Genomic DNA, 23,704 nt, shown 5'->3' on the forward strand with positions numbered 1-23,704 from the left:
CAACCGTATCCTGGAATCAGGATACGGTTATTTTTTGCGGAAGCACGCCATATTCATTGGGGCCGGGAGAGCTTTTAAGCAGCATCATGGACAGGAAGAGGATGGAAAACAAGTCCATCAGGCTGGAGGCCATCCCCAGATAGCCCAGGTAGAGCGTCATGTCCTCCGGAATCAGGCGCAGCAGGAAAATCAGCAGGAAGGTAACGATGAAAATGAGGATGGGAATCAGGATGAATTTTCCGCTCAGGCTGCTGTCATGCAGGCGGCGCACGGCCACCGGCAGGTTGAACAGGATGTTGAGCCCCGCCACAGCCGCCAGAAGCTCCAGGGAAAGCATGCTCAGCTCTCCGGACTGGTAGAAAAAGTAAAAGGTGGGGTTAAAGCAGGCGTGCGCCAGCAGGATCAGGGTATCCTGCGGGTGGGCGGCGTACAGCAGGATTTGGCGGGACGGGGAGACGTAAAAGCCCAGCGGGTTGCTGTCCACGTCTATCATGCTGTAGCCCAGCGGCAGGAACAGGAGGACGGAAAGGAGGAAGAAGGACCAGAATTCCGCCCGTGAGGCGCGCCCGGCCACCGTGGTCAGCTTCCGCAGGCTGATGAGCCAGTAAAGGTAAAACGGCGTGAAAGGCGGCTTTTTCCGTTCTCCGGGAGTAACGGAGGCGTTTGCCGGCTGTGCGCCCGCGCGGCGGCAGTACTTGTTGCCGTCCGTCTTGCTTTCTCCCAGCGTCAGGTAGAAAAAGATCAGGTGCCCCAGGCCGAAGGGAAGCAGCACGGAAAGAATCCAGAGGCCGCTCCTGCCCGTATCATGCAGGCGTCTGAATGCCGCCGCCGCGCAGGGAACTATCAGGGCTGCCCACAGGAGGATGGTCAGGGCGTCCCCGTAAACGCTCAGCCTTGTATCCGGAATGTGCAGCCAGTCCGTTAGGATGTAGCCTGCCAGGGCCGGAATCAGGGCCAGGAGGGGAAGAGCCATGAACCACCAGAATTCCGCCCGGGAAGTGCAGCCCCGGAAATCCGCATAACGGCGGAAGCCTTTTTTCCAGCAGGAAAGGGGGGAAGGGGAGGAAGATGGCTGTGGAGCGGCGGAAACGGCAGGAGTAGCAGGAGTAGCAGGAGTAGCAGGAGTAGCAGGAGTAGCAGGAGTAGCAGGAGTAGCAGGAGTAGCAGGAGTAGCAGGAGTAGCAGGAGTAGCAGGAGTAGCAGGAGTAGCAGGGGTAGCAGGGGTAGCAGGGGTAGCAGGGGAGTCCGGCATGGATGAGAAGGGGGTTTCCGTTTAGACCCCCTGACGCCGGGAAATGCTCAATATGCCCGCATCCAGGACACGGAAAATTTCTTTCCCGCAGCAGGGCCGGTCAGATCAGGACAACCGCCATCAGCAGCATCCCGGCAATGATGCCCATGATGGAAATGTGGTGGTGCCCCCAGCGTTCCGCCATGGGCAGCAGCTCGTCAAAGGATATGAAGACCATGATGCCCGCCACGGAAGCGAAGAGGATGGCCAGCACGGTGGGGGTGAGGAAGTGGAACAGGAAGAGCATGGCGATGGCCGCGCCCACCGGTTCCGCCAAGCCGGAGAGGAAGGAATAGAAGAGGGCCTTTTTACGGCTGCCCGTGCCGTAGTAAAGAGGCACCGCCACGGCAATCCCTTCCGGAATGTTGTGGACGGCTACGGCCAGGGCGATGGACGTGCCCAGCGTCAGGGAGTCCAGCCCGGCGGCGAAGGTGGCGACCCCTTCCGGAAAGTTGTGGATGCCGATGGCCAGCGCGAACAGGATGCCGGACCTTTTGATTTTGGAGGAGGAAAATTCCCCGCTGCCCTGCCCGTGGATGTCTTCCGGGCCGCGCGCTTCATGCGGGTTTTCGTCTTCCGGCACCAGGTAGTCAATCAGGGCCGCCACGGCAATGCCTCCGAAGAAGGAGGCAATGGCAATCCATGCGCCTGCCGTGTGGCCTTCAAATTCCATCAGCCGGTGCTGCGCCTCTCCCAGCAGTTCCACCAGGGAAATGTACACCATCACCCCGCCGGAAAACCCCAGGGAAAAGGTAAGCGTCTTCGTATCCGTCCTCTTCATGAAGAAGGCGATGAAGCCCCCTATGCCGGTGGCGAGACCGGCCAGCGTAGTGAGCAGGAAGACGACGAGGATGTGGTTGGCGGAAAGGTCCATGTGCGGACCTGCCGGGCAGGGAGAACCCGGTACCCGGCAGGAAAAAATAGGTTATTTTTTCGCGGGCGCCGGAGGAACGATCATTTTAGTGGCCCGGATGGCTCCGGGGGGAAGCGGGGGCTCTTCCCCCGGCTTCAGCTGGCCCCGTTCCTTCTTGATTTCGGGCAGTTTTTCCAGAAGCCTGCTGCACATTTTTCCTTCAAAGCTGTCCGGAAGAAGCGCAATGGCTTCTTTAAGAGGCCGTTCCAGTTCATTCACCCTGTTTTGCTGCATAAGCAGGTTCACCTCTTGCATGAGGACAGCCTGTTTGACTTCCGGAAGCAGCCCGTCCTTCTTCAGGTAGCCGTCCATGATGGAAAGGGCTTCGTCAGGCTTTTGCTCCGCCAGGATGTGGACGTTTTTCTGCCGGAACGTATCGGCCAATTCCTCTCTCTGGGTATTGAGCAGCTCTTTCCTGTTCAGTTTGGCGCGGATGCCGGAAGCATCCTGCGGGTCCAGTTTCGCCAGTTCTTCCAGAGCCGGCTTATAGAAGGTGCGGATGCTGGACTGGGGAACCGTGTTCAGCAGCTGGACCAGGGCGTCCCGGCGCTCTTGCTCTGTAAGCTGTCCCGCCAGTTTGGCCGTCAGGGCCTGCTGCGTTTTGAGGGCTTCCGCCGCCTTTTCCGTATCCTGCATGACCTGGTCCGGATTGGAGTAGCCTACGACGGTATGGACGGGGCGCCCCTGGGCGTCCGCAAACACCAGCGTGGGGAATCCGGTGATGCCGTAGGATTTCTTGTAGGTTTCCAGAGAAGCTTTTGTCTGTTCGTCCTGCTGCTTTTTACGCGGGTAGTCCAGTTCCACGGGAATGAAGGAGCGGGCGATGTCTTCCTGAACCTTGGGGAGGGAAAGGGCCTGCTTTTTCTGCATGATGCAGGCTCCGCACCAGTCGGAACCGGTGAATTCCAGCATCACGCCCTTTTTCCGGGCGGCGGCCTGCTGCATGGCCTCTGCGGGGTTGGTGCTCCAGGCTTCGGAAGCTCCGGCGATTCCGGCAAGGAGCGCGGCCACGAGGGGTAATATGAGTGTTTTCATAATATGGAGATGATTGTTACATGGGGGGCAGCGGAGAATGGGCGGGAGGAACCCACATGTTCCCGGAAGAGGATCCGTCCGAATCTCCCGTGTGTGTGGGCGTTTCAATTTGCGGCTTCCCGGCGGGCGGGTCCAGGTCCTCCACCACCACTTTCTTTTTGGGGGGCTGTGGAGCGGGGGAGGGAGCCGGGGCCGGAGAAGGCGCCCGGCGGATCACGGGGGCTTGAAGGGAGGCGTCCGTCTGGTTCATGGCCGTGATGTTCAGGGGGTCGCCGTAGGCCAGCATTTCCCGGATGTCGTCCGGGAGGTCTCCGGCCGGAATGGAGGTGCTCCCCTGTTCGTGCATGATGCGCACGAATTCATTTTCCACGCGGGTGATTTCCACGTTCAGGTAGGTTTTGCCGGAATGGGATGTTCTGAGGATGTCGAACTTGCGGCCGCGGGCCTTGGCCCTGGCGTCCTGGCGGTAGCGTTCAAAGTAGGAGCGGATTTCCCCCCGGATGCCGGCCACGCGCATTTTCTCCTTATCAATGGACTTCTGCGTCTCTTCCAGATCGGATGCCGTATGTTCAAAAATGTCCAGCAGGCCGAGGAGCTGTTCCTTGGGGGCAGTCCTGTTCCGTATTTCCATGAGCTGTACCTGCTTTTTCAGGAGCTGGGCGTGATTGGCCTCCAGCGCCTCCCGCGCGTCTTTGACCGGGTCCGGGAGCTGGGAGAATTTTTCATAAACGATGTAGCCGGCCCCGATGACGATGAGGGCGAACAGCCCAAGGCACAGATTCCAGAAAAGGGCGTCTCCCCTGGCTTTCCGTTCGGCGTCTTCCTGCCGGGCCGATTCTTCTTCCGCGGCGTGTTCGGACACAACGTCCAGGGAGGTTTTCAGGCGTTTTTTAGCCGCAGGGGCGGAGGGTCCGTCCTTGTGTTCTTCGCCGTTCTCCCTGGGGGCGAAGCGGGTTTCGTCTTCGGAAGGAGGGAGGGCCTCGTCGGACGGCTGCTTGGGGGAAGGTGAGTCAGTCATGGGTTGCGTGGGGGGTGGGGTTAATCTACCGGGTGGGACTGCTTGAATTCGGCCAGTTTGGCGGCATACGCGTTATACTGGTATTGCAGGGCGTGGAACTCCTGCTTGCGCTGAGCCAGCGTCTTGCGCATGTCTTCAATGTCAAAGCACAGGTGCTCGAAGTCGCGGCGCTTGGAGGGCAGAATGTCAATATCCTTCACCGTGAAAGGCGTGGTGACTTTTCCCGGGGTGGAAAGCCGTTTTTGAAGATTGTAGTTCACGCGGGCGTCGTGGGATTCCGCGCGGCTGATTTCCTGGTCTATCTGGGCCAGGGCGTCCTTCGCCTGCTGGAGCTGGGCCTGGAGCTGCTGGTGTTCCGAGGAGGAATTTCCCGTAATAAAGGAGGTAAGGGCTTCATTCGTACCGCTGTCGCACGAGGTGAGGGCCAGCGCAAGGGCCAGCGCCGGACAGGTACGCCTAGTGAATCGCACGATATTGAACATGCCGGGGATTATGAACATTAACGGGGGGGAAAGTCAAACTGTTCATGCGCCCTGCGGAACAATGATTTTTCTCGCATAAAACGCGCATGCGGCTACAATGCCCGCGGCATGATGCAATTATCGGAGATTGGAGGCCACCTGACGGCCAGAACGGGTATTGATGATTTGATGGAGGATTTGTTCAAGGCCCTCCATTCGGAGGAAACAGGCCTGTGCCAGTTGAACGGTGGGAGCCCCGCCGTCATTCCTGAGGTGACGGAACTCTGGCGCCGCAGCATGGCGGAGCTGGTGCGGAATGGAAAGTTTGACGTGCTGGTGGGCCATTACGCCCATCCGGGCGGTGACCCCGCCTTCATTCGCGCGCTAGTCCGTTTTCTCAATGAACGCTGCGGCTGGAACCTGGCGCCGGAGAACGTGGCGATCACCCAGGGCGGCCAGATGGCCTGCTTCACGCTGTTCAACATGCTCGCGGGGCCTTGCCCGGGCGGAGGCATGCGTGAAATCCTTTTTCCGCTGTGCCCGGATTATGTGGGCTACCAGTCCCAGTCCCTGTGCGGGGGCGTGATGTTCCGGGGCATCCGGCCCGGCATCCGCATGCTGGACGGCCATACGTTCAAGTACGTGATTGACTTTGACCGCCTGGACATACGCCCGGAAACGGCCGCCGTCTGCATGTCCCGCCCCACGAACCCCACCGGCAATGTGGTGACGGATGAGGAGCTGGACCGCCTGCGGGAAATGGCGTCCCGCGCCGGGGTGCCCCTGATGATTGACAACGCCTACGGACCGCCGCTGCCCAACATCTGCTTTGTGCCCGTGAAGCCGGCCTGGGATGAAAACATGATCCTGACCATGAGCCTTTCCAAAATCGGTCTGCCCGGCACGCGCACCGGCATCGTGATTGCGCGCCCAGACGTCATCCGGGCCGTGGTCAGTATGGTGACCACCTCCTCCCTGTGCCCGAACAACCTGGGCCAGGCGCTGGTAACGCCCTATCTGGAAGACGGCACGCTGGAGCGCGTCTGCCGTGAAACCCTCACGCCGTTTTACCGCGGACAGGCGGAATTCGCCCTGTCCCTGCTGCCGGAACTCTTCGGAGAATCCATCCCGTGGCGCGTCCACAAGAGTGAAGGCGCCATGTTCCTGTGGCTGTGGTTCGAGGGGCTTCCCATCACGTGTCAGGAACTCTACGAACGGTGCAAGGCCCGGGGATGTTTTGTGAATCCCGGCCACCACTTCTTCTTCGCCCTTCCGGAGGAGGGGGAACCCTGGCCGCACCGGCATGAATGCATCCGCATCAGCTTCACCCAGACGGAGGAACTCCTGCGCAAGGGGCTTTCCATCGTGGCGGACGAGGTGAAGAAGGCCTACTCCCATTCTTAACCTAAATCTGACCCGTAACCATGAACAGCATGACCGGCTTCGGCAGAGCCGTTGCCCAGACAGACCGTTACAACATCCTTGTTGAAATATCAGGCGTAAACCGCAAACAGACGGAAATTGCCGTCAACGTGCCGCGCAGCTATGCGGAATGGGACGCCCCCGTGCGCTCCATCGTCCAGGGGGCCGTATCACGCGGCCGCGTGGGCGTCTCCGTCTCCGTGGAACGGCTGGCGGAAGCGGACGGCTCCCTCCAGCTTGATGAAAACAAGCTGGCCTCCCTCGCGGGGCTGCTGAACCGTGCGGCTGACCTGGCCGGGCAGCCCATGCCCCTCCAGGCGTCCGACTTGCTGCGGCTGGAAATCATCGCTTCCACGGCGGAAGCCGCCCTTTCTCCGGAGGAGGCTTGGCCGGTGGTGGAAGAGGCGCTCAAGGCCGCCCTGAAAGATTTTACCGCCATGCGCGCGGCGGAAGGAGCCAATCTGAAAGCGGACGTGCTGGGCAAGCTGGATACGCTGGAACAATTCCGCCTCAGCATCGCGGAGCACGCCCCTTCCGTGCCCGTCAGGCTGCGGGAAGCCATGCTCAAGCGTCTGGCGGAGGCCGACCTGTCCGTTTCTGCGGACGATGAACGCATCATCCGGGAAGTGGCCCTGTTTGCGGACAAGTGCGACATTTCCGAGGAAATCACCCGCCTTTCCTCCCATTTTGACCAGTTCCGCACCTTGTGCGGTTCGTCCGCGCCCGCGGGCAGGCCCCTGGACTTCCTCTGCCAGGAAATCTTCCGGGAATTCAACACCATCGGCTCCAAGGCGAACGACTCCACGCTGGCCCATCTGGTGGTGGCGGCCAAGACGGAGCTGGAAAAAATAAGGGAACAGGTTCAGAACATCGAATAACAGCCATGAAACAGCCATTGGGAACTTTGCTGGTGGTGTCCGGGCCTTCCGGTTCCGGGAAAACGACCTTGTGCCGCCGCGCGACGGAAAACGGACTGTGCGTGTACAGCATCTCCTGCACGACGCGCCAGCCCCGGCCCGGAGAGGTGAACGGGGTGGACTACCACTTCCTGACTGCCTCCGAATTCGCCGCCAGGGTGGAGCGGGGGGACTTTCTGGAATATGCGGAGGTGCACGGCAACCGTTACGGCACGCTGAAGGCGGACATCCTGAATCTTCTGGAACAGGGGAAAAACGTGGTGATGGACATAGACGTGCAGGGGGCGGAGCAGATCCGCGCCTGCGTGGACGGCATTCTTCCCAAATGCTATACGGACGTCTACATCTACGTGCCTCAGGAAGAGCTGAGAAACCGCCTTTGCGGCCGCCAGACGGATGAAGACGAGGTGATCTCCCTGCGCCTGCGCAATGCCGCGCGGGAGGACGCCTGCCTGCCCCGGTACCAGTATTGCCTGGTTTCCTCAGACCGGGAAACGGACTACGCCGCCTTTGCCGCCCTGCTCAAGTGCCAGTCCATGCGCGTGGCGCTGATGAGGGAGTAGGACTCCCGGGTGCTGGATTTTTAAGGGGCTGTCTTTCTTTTTACAGGAGAGACAGCCCCAAATAATGAAATGGGTCCACATCTGAATCACCACGGAAGGTAAAATGTACCGTGGGATCAGGCTCCGGATTCCGGATTTGCCGGACCAGCTCAACATTGATAGATACTTCTCACTGAGAATGTTCAAGAGTGGGATTGTATTGGAAGGCCATGTCAAAAAACCTAACTCAACCATTGTTGATGATCCTCGAAAACCTCACAAGGAGAATTATTCCGTCTCCTTCACTTTTAAGGAGGCTCCCAATTCCCGTAAACGCCCTGAATATGACGACGACAAAAACAACGATTTTTCTGGTCAGCCTTGCGGTATCGGTTTCGTGACTCTGGTATCAGATGACGGTTGCACTATTTCCATTACGGACGATAAGGGAAAAAAACAGGAATGGCTGAAAGAAAGCGGCAAAGGTCATGATATTTCCAAGGGAAGAAGGGATTATCCCCACATTTTGATGCCCGGCACCCATACGTTTGACATTGAATATTCCCAGACCTATTACAATCCGGCTCCGGGGAAAAAAGATCTAGACGGAATTACCCTTTTCGTCACTCCTGTTGTGGTGGACATTTCCGTGCGGAAGCAAAATGCGCCTACGGAGAACAGTAGAGTATTGCTGATTAAGGGAGAATGCATAGAAATGGCGTTGAATAAGGATATGCTGGGACAAAAAAGCAAATTTAAAGATATTATCACATGGGAAATATGCCGGCTTCGAGCATCAAAGACACTTAATTTTGAAACCCAATGGGTTGAAGTTGGAAATGGAACAACATGTACCTACCAGTGCAATACTCCGGGAATTTACCGTGTGCGTTCTAAAATCAATGGTAAAATTTTTACATATACTCGGCGGGAAGATGCGTATGGTGGAAAAAAATCTCCTTTTTTGTGTAGGGGAGACCCGGATTGCGTAGGGGTAGTCAACAGTCAGCATGAGAAAAACCTTATTAATAGTGCCATCGCAGATTTGATGAAAAAGACTTATGCCAAATTGACCCCGTGGTATGATTTTGACAAATTGGAAGATGTTTTCCGTAACGCTTCTCCTCCATTGGATACCGCAACAAAACAGCTTTATACGGAAGCGGCTCTTCTTAAAAAAGAAGTAAAGAATTACGGGCATAATGCCTTTGGAATGAATAATTTTTATAATCAGAGCAAATGTAATATATTTGTATTTTACCACTGCCATTCCTGTGGTATTGATATTCCTACCTTCACCATCAACCTCGTCCAATCACGGGCCCCCATAGTTGCAGAATGGATATCACCAAATACAACAATAAAAGGGTGGAAATGGTTCAAGGCTTCCACTGTTTTACCTGAGCCTGGATGGCTTTGTTTCGATGATGCCCACTGTGCTATTATAGACTATGACGGTGCAGGAATTAGTGGCGGAGTTTCTGATAACAATAAAATTCTCTATTTAATATTCCCGAATTATTTTAGAAAACATGAATAAACTATTATCTTATTTCTTGCTGAGCCTGCTTTCCTTTCCGGCTTTTTCCAATAATCAGGAGAGTCCGGATTATTGGAAAAAAATAAAAATTGTTCAGCAACAGAAAAGTCAATGCATCAAGGAGAAGCAATGGAAGGCCGCGGCAAAGGCGGATGCCGAATGCCGTCAGCTTATTCTTAAGAATATTCCCTTTATCTTCAATGATCTTTCCCGGTTTTCCAGGGTGGAGCTTACACAGATGGCTGACTACATCAGAAAATTTCCGGATGAAGACTATTTGCAGGCAGTTCAAGAACTGGCCAGGCGTGCAAAAGCCACGGATCCGCTTCATCAAGGTTTTCTTGAAAAAATCATTTTTGATCCTTTTGAAGGTCCCAGGGACAATTTTTTCGCCCTGAATTGGAGAGACCGGCAAATCAGAGATATTTGTAAGGAGCTGGACTCCAAACTATCTCCGAACAGCCCCTCCCGGAAACAGATCGCGGACATTCTCAACGGCCAGCAGTTCCAGGCGATGATTGCCGAGGGATTGGAAGGCGCAACCCTCCGCATGCCCTCCCGATTATCCAGAGAGGGTTATGATCCCCTATTCCGTGACAAACACGCGGGCGCTTCTGAAAAACAGCAACGTCAAGTCATCCTGGACCTTCAAAAGGCATGGAATGCCGCGTGCGCCCTTACGCTGGCCATGGATGGGGAAAAAGATATGTCCAAGACAGTTGACGCCTGGAAAGCCGCTATTAACGCCGGTCAGAACGTGATGTCCCTTCAGCCACCCGCCTCAGAGAAGGAACAGCAGGCTTTGGGCCAATTCTTTTATAAATCAGTATTTCTTCAGTACAGTAACTTGTCACCTGTGATTCACCAGCCTGATTCCCTGTATGTGCGGGTAAGTGAAAAGCTTGCTTCGTTAACAGAAAAGAAGGAATTCACGCCCCTGATTGAGACCATTCTTTCTTTTTTCCATACGATGGCCCAGCCGGATTCCTACTTGAATGAGGAGGCACTTTATCTTCATTCAGAACCCATGCGTCAGAAGATACGGAAAGAACGCCTTTCCTGTGATCCGGATGAATCCTGACTTTTTACACGGAAGAGCGGATTGCCCGCCGGGAAGCCTTTTCCGCAGAATCGTCTTTTCTACTTGAGCGGGTACAGCCAGCCGACGGTGCAGGTGAAGATGATCCACAGAAGAATGTTGAGGGGCAGCCCTACTTTCACGAAGTCCTTGAATTTGTAGCCGCCTGCGTTGTACACGTAGGTGTTGGTCTGGTAGCCGATGGGGGTGGAGAAGCTGGCGCTGGCGCCGAACATGACGGCCAGGATGAAGGGGATGGGGTTGGCGTCGAATTGCAGGGCCATTTCATAGGCCAGCGGTCCCATGACGGCGGCTACGGCATTGTTGGAAATCATTTCCGTCAGGATGGAGCAGATCAGGTAGAGGCCGGAGATGGCGACCAGGCAGCCCATGGGGCCTATGTTGTCCACCACGCCGAAGGCGATGGCCTTGGCTAGTCCGGTCTTGCTCATGGCTTCCCCCACGCACAGCATGCCCAGAATCAGGAAGATGATGCCCCAGTCCACCGCCTGGTAGGCTTCCTTCGGCTTGACGCAGCCGGAGATGACGACGATCAGGGCGCCGATGAACGCGAGGTAGAAGGGGTTGAAGCGCGCGAAGAACTTGAAGAATTCCCCGTACTGCTCAAAGGAGCCCAGCAGCCCGATGAAGATGAACAGCCCCATGGCCAGGATGGCCCAGCCCTGCTTGCTGCGGTTGTGCGCGTCCGCGGGGCGCTGGCTCAGGGGAATGATGCGCTGCTTGGTCAGGATGCGGTTCATCCCTTCCTGCGGGCCTTCCAGCAGCAGGGTGTCCCCGGCGGCCAGCTTGGTATCCGGCCCCATGTCCGTGATGTTCTTGCCCTGCCTGTGGATGGCGAGCACAAAAATGTTGAACCGCTGGCGCAGCTTGAGTTCGGACAGGGACAGTCCGGCGAATTCGGAATTGTTGGCAATCATGCCTTCCACGATTTGCACGTCGCGCTGTTCCAGCGTTTCCAGTCCGCGGCTGTCGTCCCAGCCCAGGTCCACGCCCCTGGCCTCCCGGACCTGGTTGACTTTTCTGGCATTGCACAGGAAGAGGATGCGGTCGCCCTCCTCCAGGTTGATGTGTTGCAGTTCCTCCTGCATGGAGAAGCCCTTGCGGCGCACTTCCACGATTTTGGTGCCCAGCAGTTCGGACTGCATGAGGCTGACGGGAGTGGCGCCGATGTGCGGGGAGTCCGCGGGGATTCTGACCTGGAGCAGGAAGTCGCGCTGGATGCCGCCGGGGAGCATGGTGGACAGGGTGGGGCGGGACGGGAGCCATTTGCGGCCAAAGGTCCAGAGATAGAGCAGCCCCGCCGCCGCGTAAATGAGCCCCATGGGCGTTACCGTGAACATCTGGATGCCTTCATAGCCCAGTTTCTGCACCTGGCCCAGCACGACCACGTTGGTGGAGGTGCCCACCACGGAGCAGGTGCCGCCCAGGATGGTGGCGTAGGAGAGGGGAATGAGGAGTTTGGAGGCCGCGATGTTGTGGTCCCGGCAGAAGGCCAGCACAATGGGCATCAGGATGACGACCACCGGGGTGTTGTTGACGAAGGGGGAGACCATGAACGCCCCCAGCGTGATGACCAGCAGCGCGGTCAGCTCCCGGCCTTTGGCTACCTTGTTGAAAAGCTTGGAGAGGTCCCCGATCAGCCCCGTCCTTTCCAGGGAGGCGCTCAGGATGAACATGCAGACCACCGTCAGCGGGCCGCTGTTGGCAAAGCTGGACAGCACGTCCCGCGTGCTCAATATCCCCGTAAGCATGAGCGCGGCGGTTCCTGCCAGGGCCGTGATTTCCACGGGCATCCATTCCTTGATGAAGCAGATGAACAGGAGCAGCAGCAGGATGCCCACAATCCATTGCTGGGTGGCCGCTGATTCCAGCCAGCCCATGACGGAGGCGGAGTTGATGTTGAGAAGAGAAAGCATGTACTGAAAGTTGAAGGTGCAGGGAAAGGGACCAACTCTCCTACTTTCCCGGCCTCTTTCTGTCAAGCCGCAATAATTTTCCGGAAAGGGTTTGAAAAGGCGGCTGCGCTTTTTTATGGTGGCGGCGCCGCATGGATTCCCCCATAGTAACAAGGTTCGCCCCCAGCCCTACGGGCCGTCTCCATCTGGGGCATGCCCTGGCCGCGTGGGAGGCCCGTTCCCTGGCGGACCGTTTTTCCGGAAGGTGCGTGCTGAGGATGGAAGACATCGACCGGACGCGGTGCCGTCCGGAGTTTGTAGGGGGCATCCTGGAAGACCTGGACTGGCTGGGCATTCGCTTTGACGGGACGATGATGGTCCAGTCTTCACGCTTCAGCGCTTATGAACATGCCCTCCAGGCGTTGAAGGACCGCGGGGTGCTGTACCCCTGTTTCTGCACGCGCCGGGAGATTGCGGAGGAGGTGGCCGCCATGGGCGGCGCGCCGCAGGGCGGCCGCGTGGACGTTTATCCGGGAACCTGCCGCTTGCTTGACAAGGGGCGCCGGAAGGAGCTTCTCAAATCCGGCAAGCCCTTTTCGTGGCGGCTGGACTGCCGCGTCGCGGCGCGGATTACGGGCCCCCTGCTGTGGCGGGACATGCGGTCCGGAGACCAGGTCTGCCGCCCGGAGGAACTGGGGGACGTGATTCTGGGCCGCAAGGATTGTGCGGCCAGCTACCATATTGCCGTGGTGGTGGATGATGCGGCCCAGGGCGTCACCCATGTGAGCCGTGGTGAGGATTTGTTCCCTGTGACCGGCATTCACCGGACGCTCCAGGCCCTGCTGGGGCTTCCAGTGCCGCAGTGGTACCATCACCGGCTGGTGAAGGACGCCTCCGGCAAGCGGCTTGCCAAGAGGGACCGGAGCCTGAGCCTTCATGAGATGCGTGCCGCGGGGATGCGTCCGGAAGACGTGTTCCGCCTGATGCGGGAGAGTTAGGGGATGTTCATCCCCGTATTTCCGGAGTATCTTCTTGGCGTCTTCGGCGGCTTCCGTCAGGAAGGCCGGGTTCGGGAGTCCGGTTGCGTTTTTTCCGCGGTGGGGCGGATTCCGCGTTTTCCGATGCAGAGAAGGCATGCACAGGCCGCCGCCATGGTTAGCAGAAGAAGGGCACAGAAGGTCACCAGCAGATTCAGGTGACCCAGCGGGATAATCCATGCGGGCGGCATGATTGCCGTTCCCGCCAGTACCTGGGGAAGCCAGTTGAGGGCAGCCTGGGAAAGCTGGGTGATAAGCGTGAAGGCCAGCCCAGCGGCCAGCGTGAGACGCACCGCCGGAAGAACCGGGCGGAAGGTTTCACGGACGTTTTTTTTCATGGCCCATGCCGTTCCGGCGAACAGGGCCGCAAGGAGCAGGGGGGTCAGCAGCGCTGTGGAAGGAATGCTGTTCCAGTAGTTCCACGCACAGAGGGGGGAGACGGCCACCAGGAGGCCGGCGATTTTAATCAGGAGGCCCCGGTGTGGCGAGGCGGGTGCCGCAGCGTGGTTCATTTCCGTTAATCGGGCCAGACGTTGCCGGGCGTGCTGCCCTGGGTGATGACGACTTCCTGGCCTATTTTCAGGGTGAAGTTGGGCGTTACTTCCTGCTGGACTTCCACGAGTTCGTTCGTGTCCTTGAGCTTGACGCGCACGCGGATCATTTTGGTGGCCTCCACCCTGCCGTCCACGATGGAGCCGGTGGCGGAAGCCAGTTTGGAGGTGCCCATGCCGATGATGCCGGGCGTCATCGCTTCCGCCGCCGTGCCCGCCATGTTGGCGAAGGTGCCGTCATCCGCGGAGGTCAGCACGTTGATTTCCTTGATGCGGACCACGTTGCCCAGCTTGATGGTCGTCACCTTCCCGGTGGCGATTTCCAGAGTGCTTTTTTGAGTGCAGGAGAAGAAGGTGGGGAGAATGAGAAAAACGGGAATGAATTTAAGCAGATTCATGATACACGTATGTTACTACGTTGGGAAAAGGAGGCGTTTTTCAGTGTGCGGGCAGAATTGTGTACGTGGCCAGGTACAGCAGCAGATGGAGGGAGGCGAGGGCCAGCACCTTGTTCATGCGTTTGTCCGCAGGCGTTTTGCGGATCAGGAGCATCAGGTAGCCGCCGAAGAGGATGGCGGGAATCCACATCCACCACGTATGGGAGAGGTTCAGGTGCAGGGCCCGGCTGGACGTGGGCAGCGTGATGTAGGCCGCCAGGATGAAGGCCTGGGCCATGGCGCGCGCTTTTCCCTCTCCCAGCCGCACGGCCAGCGTGCGCTTGCCCGTGGTGAGGTCTTCCTTTCTGTCGCGGATGTTGTTGATGGCTATCATGACGGCGCACAGAAGGCCGCACTGAATGCCCACCACGATGCCGGCGTTGTACACAGCCAGGGATTCCACCAGCGTGCCGGGGACGACCGGGGCCGTGCCTATCTGCACCAGGATGGTTCCCAGGACGGCCACCAGGCCGAAAAAGAGGATGACGAATATTTCCCCCAGCCCCTTGTAGGCCAGCGGCCATGGTCCCCCCGTGTAGCCGTAGGTGAAGTAGAGGGACGGAAGTCCGATGGCGATGATGGGCCAGCCGCGCAGCTCAATGAGGGGGAGCGCCAGCAGGCACGCGCCCAGCAGGAAGGCGAGGCCGATGATCATGACCGTTTCGTGGGAGAGCGCTCCGCTGGCCGTCATGCGCACGGGGCCGGTGCGCCGTTCCGTATCGGCGTGCTTGGCGTGGTCAATGGCGTCATTGAAGAAATTGCAGGCAATCTGGAGGCAGAGGCAGGAGGCAAGCGTCAGGAGGGCCAGGGCCGCGTTCCAGTTTCCGGTCAGTTTCTGCACCACCATGCAGCCTGCCCATACCGGAATGAGGGAGGCGGTGAGTGTTTTGGGGCGTGCCGCCAGAAAGGTGGAAGTAATGATGTTCATGAGAGAGCGGAAAGAAAGGCTCCGGAATCAGCGGAGAATAGGGCCGAGGTGGCGGAGGGTTTCCTTGATGAGGGAGACGTGCCACTGGCCGGGCGCCGTCTCTTTTTCCCCCAGGTAGCCGTACACCAGGCAGGAGCCGAGCTGGGAGTAAAGCAGGCGGGAGACGGGCCCCATGGGTCCCATGCCCATGACGGCAATCGGCCCCTTGGGCTTGGTGAAAAGCTGCACGCCCGTCTGGATGTCCGAGGCGAGGCACGGCGTGAACGCGAATTTGACGATGTCCGCCTTGTGGGCGCGCGCCCGTTTTTCCAGTTCGCGCAGGTAGTCCACGCCCGGCGTGATTTGGAAGTCATGGGTGGAGCCGATGACGATGACGTCCCGTGCCCCCGCTTCCATGATTAGTTCCCTGGCATGCCGCATGGCCTTGATTTCAATGTCCATGGCGGTGGCGTACGGCATGTAGGCACGGAGCAGGGCAAAGCGCTCCTCTTCCGGAATGCGGCGCAGGCCGCCTTCTTCATGGCAGCGTACGGTGACCAGCAGGGGCATCTCCGGCCTGAACTCCATGACCTGCTCCGCCGTGAGTTCCGGGGGAAGGGCATCCACGCGCAGTTCCACCCAGTCGCACTGGTCTGTTAAATCTTTTCCTTTCAGCGTTTTCCACAACTCCCATGAGGTGACGGACGCAACGATTTTCGGCGGATAGGTCTGATGTTCACGTACAATCTGCTGCATACATCCTACTATTCCAGTAAAGAAAGGAAGGTCAATCTTCTATTGAGGTGTTCCTCCTCATTTTGCGTCCGTATTATGTCAGTTCCCCAACCTTGTTCCTTCCGGAGCTGTTTGCCTTAATCCTGTGCCAATCCTATTGTGCGGCTCCCCTGCGAATGGCTTGCGGGGCGCCAACGCCGGCAGCCATTCTGCTATCCGGACAAGATTGTTTCATAAGGTTCCGTTTTCTTTTCCGGCGGAGGGCGTTATTTTTCAATCTCCAGATGTTAAGAACATATTGAGAAGGGAGGGCAGGCTTGAAAAAGGCGGCCTGACGGCGTTACGTAAAAATCTGTGAATATGTTTTGGTCAGCGTTACTGCGAATGGGGCGGAATCCTTTCTGGGCGGCTTTGGATGCCGTGCTGGTGGTAAAGACGGAGGAAGGAGCGTCCGGCCATCCGGAATGGTCCTGGAAAGCGTATGTTCCGCATGGCGTTCCGGTTCATGAACTGGTTCCCGTAGACGTTCCTTCTCCGGGAGGGGACCGGGATGGGGCCTCTCTCCGGGCGGAGAGGCGGAAAGCGGCCCGGGTGCTGGGGCACCAGGCGGCTTTGGCTCTTGCTTCTTCCCGTAATTTCACCCGTTTCATGGTCGTGGAGGAAAATTGCCGTTTCAGGCTCCCGGTAACGGGCACCATGGCGCGAATGCTTGGGCAGTTGCTGAATGGATGCCGGGAAAGAACAGTCTTGTTTTTAAGTGAACCGCATCTTTCTCCCCATATTGCCTGCTCCGTGGCGAATGGGGAAAAGTCCGCTCTATTGCGCGTATCGGATATGGCTGCCTCCGGAGCGTATGTGATGAACCTTTCTTTATGTGACCGTGTTCTTCCGGCGCTTCCATCTGGTCAGCGGGTCTGGCCATGGCTGAGGTATTATGGTTCCCTGGAAGAATGGTTTGCCCGGTATTTGGGCCGCTACGGGGATTTATATGCCCTTTCCCCGGCGCCTGTTTCCTGCGGGGTGGGAGCGCCCATGCCCGCCCTCTGCAAATCCATGGGACACTTCAATAACGCACGTACCAAATATACGGATCTGTCCTATCTGGTAAATCCGGCGATCAACTCATGGCGCTGGCTGAAAAGCCTGAACCTTTTTGCCGGAAAGAAGGAGCTTCCGTGAAACCGCTGGAAAGCGCCTTGTGCCGGCAACGCCATGTTTCCGGTTGCGGAGCGGAACGCTTTCGTCATTGGGACCGTCGTTTTCCGGAAAACAAGAGCCCCGGACCGTAGAACGGCCCGGGGCGTCTCCCTTCATGGATGAAGAGAGGGTGTTAATGGTGCATGCGGCCTAGTTGGCCCCTTCGTCGCACAGGATTTTGACGAAGCCTTCTTCCTGGAGACGGGTGGCGCCGCAGGCGAACTTGGCGCGGATCTGGAGGGCTTCCTCCATGTCGTCGCGTACGGAAAGCTTCACCTTGAAGTCGTTCCAGATGCCGAACTGCGCCTTGCTCTTCACCCAGGCCAGGCAGGAACGGGTGCCGTCCTCCGCCTTCGGAAGCCGCTGGGTACGGATGAACTTGAAGCCCATGAAGGTGTCTATCTTGCCTTCCACCAGGGCTTTCACGTTGTTGAAGTCATAACTGCTGACCTCCGTTTCCCGCAGCAGGCTCATGATCTGGGAGCTGGTCACCGCAATGACGAGCTGGTCGCCGAACTGGGGGGCGTCCTGGTTCCATGCCTCGTTTTCCTCAAAGAGCTGGAGGGCCGCGCGCAGCTTGGCTACCGTGAGGTTGCTTGCGCCCTTGGTCCCGCTGTCCACGTGGTCCACGGCGATCTGCTGGCTTTCCTTGAACGGAACGGCGGTCATGCCGTCTTCCCCCACGTAATTCGTGTCCAGGAAGGCGGAGATCATCACGTCGTCCATGCGGCGCCCTGCGGCGGCCTGGAGTCCTTCAATCGTCTTGCTGACGGGAAGGTCCATGTCGCCCAGGCGGGTAGCGTCGAATTCGTCGTAGCCGATGGCCTTGGTGAAGGTGCGCGGACGCATGGAACGGCGCGTGGTGGGCGCCTCGTTCAGAACGGTCTGGCCCACGCGGGTGGTTTTTTCCGTGAAATCCAGAACGCCGAATTGGTCCAGAAAGACCACTTTGCCGCTCAAGTCGCGCATGACGCTGACGTACTTGTCCAGGCGGGAAGCGTGCTGCTGGAGCAGGGTGCCCCATTTCCTGGTGTATTTTACCTGATAATTGTCGCTGATTGTTACTGCCATGATTGCAAATGTAATGATGTTTGAATGCGGGAACGGCAACTTGGATTATCGGGTCCGGAATAACCGGAACGGTCCTGCCGCGGTGGGATGCGGCCATGTCCCTTGCGGGATTGCGGGCCGGTCCCGTCCAGCGCCAACGGGTATGGGCCACCTGCAAAAAAAACGCACCACGGCGGAACCGTGATGCGCTGGGTAAAAGGAATGAAAGGCGCTGCCTTTCCGCTGTTAAAGAATGATCGGGTGCGGGCGGGTGGCGTGGTCCGGGCCGAAGAGGGCCAGCATGCGGCCCGTCTGCCCCTTCTCCACGCGGTAGGAGTAGAAGCGCTTGGTATCCGCCGCCGTGTCCAGTCCTGAATCGTGAATCTGGTCTTCCGGCACCCCTTCCTCAACGAGCTGGGCCTTGATGGCCGTGGGGATGTCTTCCTCATAATGGGGGGGACGGATGCAGGGGGAGATGACGGCAATCAGGTTGGCAGGGTCCACTCCCAGGCATTTCTTCATGGACTTGATGGTGTTGGAAACGATGTTGCCGGCGGTTCCAGCCTTGCCTGAGTGAATCAGGGAGCGGTGGCAGTTTTCCTTGTCGTACAGCCAGACGGCGGCGCAGTCCGCCACGTAAATGGCAAGCACGCAGTCGGAAACTCCGGAGCAGATCAGGCTGTCCACGCCTTCCACGGGATAATTGGAGCCGATGTCCCCCACCAGGGCCACCCTGGTGCCGTGCACCTGTTCGGCGCGGCGCAGGTCCTTCCACCGCCAGCCCAGGGCCTCCACTTCCGCCTTGTGGTACGGTTCCAGCCGTTCCAGCACGGTTTCGCGGTCTCCGGTTACGTCCACCCCCGGGATTCTTTCAATAAACTGGACGATTTCCCCAGGATAGGACTGGATGGGCTTCAAGAATGCAGGCGTTTCCATAATTGATGGATCAATAGATGTCGTTGGGCACATCTTGTCGTTTTGTATTACCTAGTCGAGCAAAATCTAGCGCAAAATGTCACGGACGCCGCCCGGTGACTGAGAAAAGGTTTTTTTCCGCGTTTCCGGAGTGATATGAGCAATTCATGCTGCGCAGATATTCTTTGCTTTCCACTTTTTTCGCGGGGATGGCCGCCATGGTCCTTTCCCTGGCTCCTTCATTTTCCCAGGCCGTTCCGGATGCCGGGCAACTGCTGAAAAGGGTTCGCCAGGGGGCGACCCTCCAGGAGAACAAGGACATCAAGGGGCAAATACGCAAACGCAGCGTGAAAGTTCCCTTTTCCATGAGCTTGCGCGGCAACCTCATTGCCTTCCAGTACCAGTTGAATAACGTCTGGAACAGGTTTGACCTGAAATTCAAGGACCGCGGCCAGGAAATCCTTTCCTGGAAGGACGGGAAAGCAGGCGTTCTGCCGGTCGCCCAGTACGCGGTGCCCATCGCGGGGACGGACGTGACGTATGAGGACCTCTCCATGCGCTACCTGTACTGGCCCCAGGCCAAAATCGTCCGGGACGACGCGGCGAGCACGGTGAAGGGCCGGGACTGCTGGATTGTCCAGATTCCGAACCCGAACCCCAAGGTCGGGCAGTATGCCTGGGTGCGCGTCTGGATTGACAAGGAAAACGGAGCCATGTGGCAGGTGGACGGCATTGACGGCCGCGGGGAACTGGCTAAAAGGTTCATGATTGATTCCGTGATGAAGCTGAAGGACGGCTCCTGGTTTTTCAAACGGATGAAGGTGGAGGTTCGGGACCCCTCCAATCCCCGCAGAACGGTATCTGTCAGCTATATCGACATGGACAGTCCGGAATAATCCCCCGCCTCGTTCCCGCGGGCGCCCTTCCCAGGGAGGGGAAGCCTCCTTCTTTTTCATGCCGCACGGATGGATGATTTAGGACGTGACAAGAAGGCGGGATGGGCGTACATCCTCCAAAAACCTGTTATGAAGAAACGTTTATTCCTTGCATGTGCCCTGGCGCTCGGGCTGTCCGCCTGTTCCCAGCATCAGGAGCAGCCGGTGGAGTCCGGCGCTCCGGTGAAGACCTCCCTTTCTCCCGTGACCGCTCCGGGGAAGAAGCCGGACCGCCCCGCCGTGAAGCTGCCCCCCAAGTCCGTGCAGGTGCCGTCCGTGAGCCCGTCCTACAACAACACCCCGCTTTCCCCCCGCATTCCGGGAGTGACGGTCAGCCGCGTGGCCGTGCCGGACAAAGTGGTGGCCCTCACCTTTGACGACGGTCCCCACGGGACGCTGACCCCCAGGGTGCTGGACATCCTGCGGGACAACAATGTCAAGGGAACCTTCTTCATGCAGGGCTGCAACGTGAAAGCCCATCCCCAGGTAGTGCGCCGCATGGTCAGTGAAGGCCATGAAGTGGGCAACCATACGTGGAACCACGCCTACCTGAGCAAGGTATCCCGCGAAAAGGCGGAATCCCAGCTCCAGAGCACCAATGAAGCCATCCGCAACGCCTGCGGCATTGTTCCCGTGGTCATGCGCCCCCCCGGAGGCTACACGAACGCCGGCGTAGCTTCCTGGGCCCGCCAGCGTTTCGGCTTCACCACCATCATGTGGGACGTGGACACGAATGACTGGCGCAAGCCCGGCTCCTCCGTGGTGGCCGCCCGCGCCGTAAACGGCGCCAAGCCCGGCTCCATCATCCTGGTGCATGACATCCACGCCTCCACGGTGGCGGCTGTAGACGCCATTGTGAAAGGGCTGAAAAACCGCGGTTATGAGCTGGTGACCGTTTCCGAGCTCATCCGGCGCGGACGCGCCGCCGCCGGCCATGCTCCTTCCATGCCCGCTTCTCCCGCCGTTCCGGATTCCTCCCCCCTTTCCGCGCCCGTGATCGTCACTCCCGTGGCGCCCGCCCCCGTTCCCGTTGAAACGGTGGCAGGCATGTAATCTCCGGCGTTTCCCCTTTTCCATTCTTCTTTCAACCCGGTTTCCGCAGGGAAACCGGGTTTTTCATGCCCGCGGCGGAGCTCGTTTTCCGGAGGTCCGCAGGGGGTGGCTTCCTCTTAACGGGTACACGCACAGAAGGCTTGACCTGCTGGCGAATTTCTCCACAATCCCTTGCCGTATTACTCACACCCAATCCGGATTGAAATGTCTATGAATCTCCTGGCATCTGCCGATACTCTCCCCGCGGCTGGCGGAATGTCCGCTCCTCTCGCGTTTATTTACGATCTCTTCAACAACCCTCTCTTCATTTTCATTGGCGGTCTGGTATTGCTGGGTGTGTTTTTCTGGTACCTGGGTTCCGACCAGGACAAGGTCAAGCGCAACGCCGGCACGATCTTCATCATCGGCATTGCGTCCTTTTCCCTGTTCTCCCTTTTCCAGCAGGGCTTGAAATACGGCATTGACATTGCCGGGGGCGTCTCCTTCACGCTGAGCGTAGAACCGAACATCGGGGATGACGGCAAGCCCATTCCGCTGACGGACCAGGCCATGGAGCAGGCGTGCGTGATCCTGACGGAACGGCTCAACAGCACCGGAGCCAATGACGTCATCATCCGCCCGAAGAAAAAGGACAACCTGAACCTCATTGAAGTGCAGATTCCCGCCGCGGACCCTGCCAAGCGCGAGGAAACCAAGGCCATCCTGACCAAGGTGGCCAAGCTGCAGATTCTCCCCGTCCATCCGCGCAACAATGAACTGGTGGCGGAAGGCCGCATCCGCGTTCCCGGCTACAGGATGTATGAATACACCTTCAAGAACGGCAAAAACGAGGACGTCACGGAAAAAATCTTCCTGGAAAAACGTGAATCCCTGACGGGCAAGGACATCGTGCGCGCCGGGGTGGACCTGGCCCGTCCCGGCCATGTCAACGTCACCCTGAGCAACGAGGGGGCGGACAAGATGTACAACCTGACTTCCCGCATGCAGCTGGGCCACGACCGCATGGCCATTGTTCTGGATGACGTGGTCAAGAGCGCGCCTACGGTTCAGGCCATTCTTTCAAAAAGCTTTGAAATCAGCGGACTGGATGCGCCCGGCGAGGCGGAGGCCCTGACGAAGGTGCTTTCCAACCCCCTCACCAACAAGCTCAACTTTGAATCCGCCAGCGAAATCTCCGCCTCCCTGGGTCATACGGCTCTCCTTCAGGGGGAATACGCGGGCATCACGGGGCTGATTCTCTGCTTCATCATGATGATCATCTACTACCGCTTTGCCGGTCTGGTGGCTATCATGGGCCTGACGATCAATGCCCTGCTTCTTCTGGGGGCCATGTCCATCTTCGGGTTTGAGCTGACGCTGCCGGGTATTGCCGGTATCGTGCTGACCCTGGGCGTGGCGGTGGACGCGAACGTGCTGATTTACGAACGCCTGAGGGAAGAAAAGGAAATGGGGCGCCCCTTCCGCGTGGCTATCCGCAACTCCTTTGACAAGGCTTTCTCCGCCATCTTTGACTCCAACATCACCTCCCTCATTACCGCCGTCATCCTGTACTGGATGGCCACCGGCACCATCAAGGGCTTTGCCGTTACGCTGACGGTGGGCGTCATCACCTCCATGATCGGGGCGATTCTCGTCACCCGCGTCCTGTTCTACTGGGCGGATACCATCGGCATGATGAAGGACCTTAAATTCCTGAATCTCTTCAAGAAGAAGAGCAACATCAACTTCATGGGCCAGAAGGTCTGGTCCTGCTCCCTGTCCGCCATTCTGCTGCTCATCTGCATCGTGGTGGGGGCCATGAAGGGCAAGGACTGCCTGGGCATGGACTTTACGGGCGGTTCCTCCATCTCCTACCTGGTCAACAAGGGAGACATCTCCTTCCGGGAAGTGGAAGGTGTCGTGAACAAGCTGGCCCTGACCCAGAAAGCCACTGTGCAGGAAGTGGCGGAATCCACGGACAGCAGCAAGGTGAACATCCTGATCAACTTCTCCGACAACGCCCTGGACAAGGCGGCCATCACCACGGCCCTGGACAAGGCGTTCCCCGTGCTGGACAACGCACCATTCAGCGAGGAAACCATCGGGCAGTCCATGGGATACGATACGCTCATCACTTCCGCCTGGGCACTCTTCTTCGGCATTCTGGGCATCATGGTTTACCTGACGGTGCGGTTTGAATGGACCTTCGCCATCGGCGCGGTCATCGCCCTGACGCATGACGTCCTGCTGGTGCTGGGGCTGGTGATCATCAGCGGCACTGAGCTGAACGTCATCCACATCGGCGCGCTGCTGACGGTGGCCGGCTATTCCATCAATGACAAAATCATCGTGTTTGACCGCATTCGCGAATTCCTCCGCTTCTCGGACCCGAATGAAAGCGCGTCCCAAATCATGAATGAAGCCATCAACCAGACGCTTTCCCGCACCATTCTGACCTCCCTTTCCACACTGGCCGTGCTGGTGTGCCTGTACTTCTTCGGCGGCCCTTCCATGGAGGACTTCGCCTGGACGATTTCCGCAGGTATTCTGATCGGCACGTACTCCTCCATTTTCATCGCCTCTCCGGCGGCCCTCCTCTTCTCCCGGAAGCACGGTCTGCATGAGGAAGTCAAGCAGGCCATGAAGGCCGGAGCCTGAGGCGCGGCAGGAAATTGATTCGTTAACTCTGACCGGGGGAGGCCGCATGCCTCCCCCGGTCTGTTTCTTGGTGGAAGGAAGGGGAAGGGTTAAGTAAGTCCGAGAGAGTTTGCTAGG

22 protein-coding genes are annotated in these 23,704 nt (G+C 58.3%); 10 read left to right on the forward strand and 12 right to left on the reverse strand.

Features of this window, described 5'->3' with window-relative positions:
- Nucleotides 1–16 precede the first annotated feature (16 nt).
- The 5 genes from QSJ36_RS05810 to QSJ36_RS05830 form a co-directional block, all read right to left on the reverse strand.
- Complete coding sequence (locus QSJ36_RS05810) at nucleotides 17–1,252, reverse strand: DUF805 domain-containing protein (RefSeq protein ID WP_285467620.1); 1,236 nt, start codon at nucleotides 1,250–1,252, stop codon at nucleotides 17–19.
- A 100-nt stretch (nucleotides 1,253–1,352) separates the two neighbouring features.
- Nucleotides 1,353–2,165 carry a zinc transporter ZupT gene (zupT, locus tag QSJ36_RS05815; RefSeq protein WP_102722568.1) on the reverse strand — a complete coding sequence of 271 codons (813 nt, stop codon included), beginning with the start codon at nucleotides 2,163–2,165 and terminating at the stop codon, nucleotides 1,353–1,355.
- A gap of 51 nt (nucleotides 2,166–2,216) precedes the next feature.
- A complete protein-coding gene (locus QSJ36_RS05820; protein ID WP_285467622.1) occupies nucleotides 2,217–3,239 on the reverse strand; it encodes a thioredoxin family protein in 1,023 nt (340 codons plus the stop codon).
- A gap of 16 nt (nucleotides 3,240–3,255) precedes the next feature.
- A complete protein-coding gene (locus QSJ36_RS05825; protein ID WP_285467624.1) occupies nucleotides 3,256–4,257 on the reverse strand; it encodes a hypothetical protein in 1,002 nt (333 codons plus the stop codon).
- Between the two features lie 20 nt (nucleotides 4,258–4,277).
- Nucleotides 4,278–4,739 (reverse strand): hypothetical protein, encoded by a 462-nt coding sequence (locus QSJ36_RS05830; RefSeq protein WP_146018153.1) that lies wholly within the window; start codon nucleotides 4,737–4,739, stop codon nucleotides 4,278–4,280.
- A 108-nt stretch (nucleotides 4,740–4,847) separates the two neighbouring features.
- Between QSJ36_RS05830 and QSJ36_RS05835 the strand changes: the two genes are divergently transcribed.
- From QSJ36_RS05835 to QSJ36_RS05855, 5 genes are all read left to right on the forward strand, one after another.
- Nucleotides 4,848–6,122, forward strand: a complete 1,275-nt coding sequence (locus QSJ36_RS05835) for a valine--pyruvate transaminase (protein WP_022397290.1) — start codon at nucleotides 4,848–4,850, stop codon at nucleotides 6,120–6,122.
- Between the two features lie 20 nt (nucleotides 6,123–6,142).
- Nucleotides 6,143–7,018, forward strand: coding sequence for a YicC/YloC family endoribonuclease (locus QSJ36_RS05840; protein WP_215442174.1), 876 nt, complete (start codon nucleotides 6,143–6,145; stop codon nucleotides 7,016–7,018).
- Nucleotides 7,019–7,023: 5 nt separating this feature from the next.
- Nucleotides 7,024–7,620: a guanylate kinase gene (gene gmk, locus QSJ36_RS05845; RefSeq protein WP_285467629.1), complete on the forward strand. Its 597-nt coding sequence runs from the start codon at nucleotides 7,024–7,026 to the stop codon at nucleotides 7,618–7,620.
- Between the two features lie 178 nt (nucleotides 7,621–7,798).
- Nucleotides 7,799–9,139: a hypothetical protein gene (locus tag QSJ36_RS05850; RefSeq protein ID WP_215451227.1), complete on the forward strand. Its 1,341-nt coding sequence runs from the start codon at nucleotides 7,799–7,801 to the stop codon at nucleotides 9,137–9,139.
- On the forward strand, nucleotides 9,132–10,220 hold the full coding sequence (locus QSJ36_RS05855; protein WP_022397286.1) for a hypothetical protein: 1,089 nt from the start codon (nucleotides 9,132–9,134) through the stop codon (nucleotides 10,218–10,220). Before QSJ36_RS05850 ends, QSJ36_RS05855 begins: the two co-directional genes overlap by 8 nt.
- Nucleotides 10,221–10,279: 59 nt before the next feature.
- Here QSJ36_RS05855 and QSJ36_RS05860 read toward each other — a convergent pair whose 3' ends face one another.
- Complete coding sequence (locus QSJ36_RS05860; RefSeq protein WP_102722561.1) at nucleotides 10,280–12,154, reverse strand: SLC13 family permease; 1,875 nt, start codon at nucleotides 12,152–12,154, stop codon at nucleotides 10,280–10,282.
- A gap of 131 nt (nucleotides 12,155–12,285) precedes the next feature.
- Here QSJ36_RS05860 and gluQRS point away from each other — a divergent pair, with 131 nt between their 5' ends.
- On the forward strand, nucleotides 12,286–13,131 hold the full coding sequence (gene gluQRS, locus QSJ36_RS05865; RefSeq protein ID WP_285467630.1) for a tRNA glutamyl-Q(34) synthetase GluQRS: 846 nt from the start codon (nucleotides 12,286–12,288) through the stop codon (nucleotides 13,129–13,131).
- Nucleotides 13,132–13,187: 56 nt separating this feature from the next.
- Here gluQRS and QSJ36_RS05870 read toward each other — a convergent pair whose 3' ends face one another.
- The 4 genes from QSJ36_RS05870 to QSJ36_RS05885 are packed head-to-tail and all read right to left on the reverse strand — an operon-like array spanning nucleotide 13,188 to nucleotide 15,821.
- Nucleotides 13,188–13,682, reverse strand: coding sequence for a hypothetical protein (locus QSJ36_RS05870; protein WP_285467631.1), 495 nt, complete (start codon nucleotides 13,680–13,682; stop codon nucleotides 13,188–13,190).
- Nucleotides 13,683–13,687: 5 nt separating this feature from the next.
- Nucleotides 13,688–14,119, reverse strand: a complete 432-nt coding sequence (locus tag QSJ36_RS05875; protein WP_022397282.1) for a hypothetical protein — start codon at nucleotides 14,117–14,119, stop codon at nucleotides 13,688–13,690.
- Nucleotides 14,120–14,159: 40 nt separating this feature from the next.
- Nucleotides 14,160–15,086, reverse strand: coding sequence for a 1,4-dihydroxy-2-naphthoate octaprenyltransferase (gene menA / locus QSJ36_RS05880; protein WP_285467632.1), 927 nt, complete (start codon nucleotides 15,084–15,086; stop codon nucleotides 14,160–14,162).
- A 27-nt stretch (nucleotides 15,087–15,113) separates the two neighbouring features.
- Nucleotides 15,114–15,821 carry a type I 3-dehydroquinate dehydratase gene (locus QSJ36_RS05885; protein WP_102722557.1) on the reverse strand — a complete coding sequence of 236 codons (708 nt, stop codon included), beginning with the start codon at nucleotides 15,819–15,821 and terminating at the stop codon, nucleotides 15,114–15,116.
- 363 nt (nucleotides 15,822–16,184) lie between these two features.
- Between QSJ36_RS05885 and QSJ36_RS05890 the strand changes: the two genes are divergently transcribed.
- Nucleotides 16,185–16,979, forward strand: a complete 795-nt coding sequence (locus QSJ36_RS05890) for a hypothetical protein (protein WP_215442176.1) — start codon at nucleotides 16,185–16,187, stop codon at nucleotides 16,977–16,979.
- A 168-nt stretch (nucleotides 16,980–17,147) separates the two neighbouring features.
- Here QSJ36_RS05890 and QSJ36_RS05895 read toward each other — a convergent pair whose 3' ends face one another.
- Entirely contained in the window at nucleotides 17,148–18,068 is a 921-nt protein-coding gene (locus QSJ36_RS05895; protein WP_102722555.1) for a phage capsid protein, read from the reverse strand.
- A gap of 225 nt (nucleotides 18,069–18,293) precedes the next feature.
- Nucleotides 18,294–18,983 (reverse strand): polyphenol oxidase family protein, encoded by a 690-nt coding sequence (locus QSJ36_RS05900; RefSeq protein WP_180970959.1) that lies wholly within the window; start codon nucleotides 18,981–18,983, stop codon nucleotides 18,294–18,296.
- A gap of 197 nt (nucleotides 18,984–19,180) precedes the next feature.
- Here QSJ36_RS05900 and QSJ36_RS05905 point away from each other — a divergent pair, with 197 nt between their 5' ends.
- The 3 genes from QSJ36_RS05905 to secD all read left to right on the forward strand — a co-directional run bounded on the left by QSJ36_RS05905 (nucleotide 19,181) and on the right by secD (nucleotide 23,587).
- On the forward strand, nucleotides 19,181–19,858 hold the full coding sequence (locus tag QSJ36_RS05905; protein WP_180975243.1) for an outer membrane lipoprotein-sorting protein: 678 nt from the start codon (nucleotides 19,181–19,183) through the stop codon (nucleotides 19,856–19,858).
- Between the two features lie 129 nt (nucleotides 19,859–19,987).
- Nucleotides 19,988–20,950 carry a polysaccharide deacetylase family protein gene (locus tag QSJ36_RS05910; RefSeq protein ID WP_180973695.1) on the forward strand — a complete coding sequence of 321 codons (963 nt, stop codon included), beginning with the start codon at nucleotides 19,988–19,990 and terminating at the stop codon, nucleotides 20,948–20,950.
- A 255-nt stretch (nucleotides 20,951–21,205) separates the two neighbouring features.
- Nucleotides 21,206–23,587: a protein translocase subunit SecD gene (gene secD / locus QSJ36_RS05915; RefSeq protein WP_180970956.1), complete on the forward strand. Its 2,382-nt coding sequence runs from the start codon at nucleotides 21,206–21,208 to the stop codon at nucleotides 23,585–23,587.
- The last annotated feature ends 117 nt before the right edge of the window (nucleotides 23,588–23,704 follow it).

This window comes from Akkermansia sp. NBRC 115031, from assembly GCF_030268505.1.
Classification (GTDB): Bacteria; Verrucomicrobiota; Verrucomicrobiia; order Verrucomicrobiales; family Akkermansiaceae; genus Akkermansia; species Akkermansia massiliensis.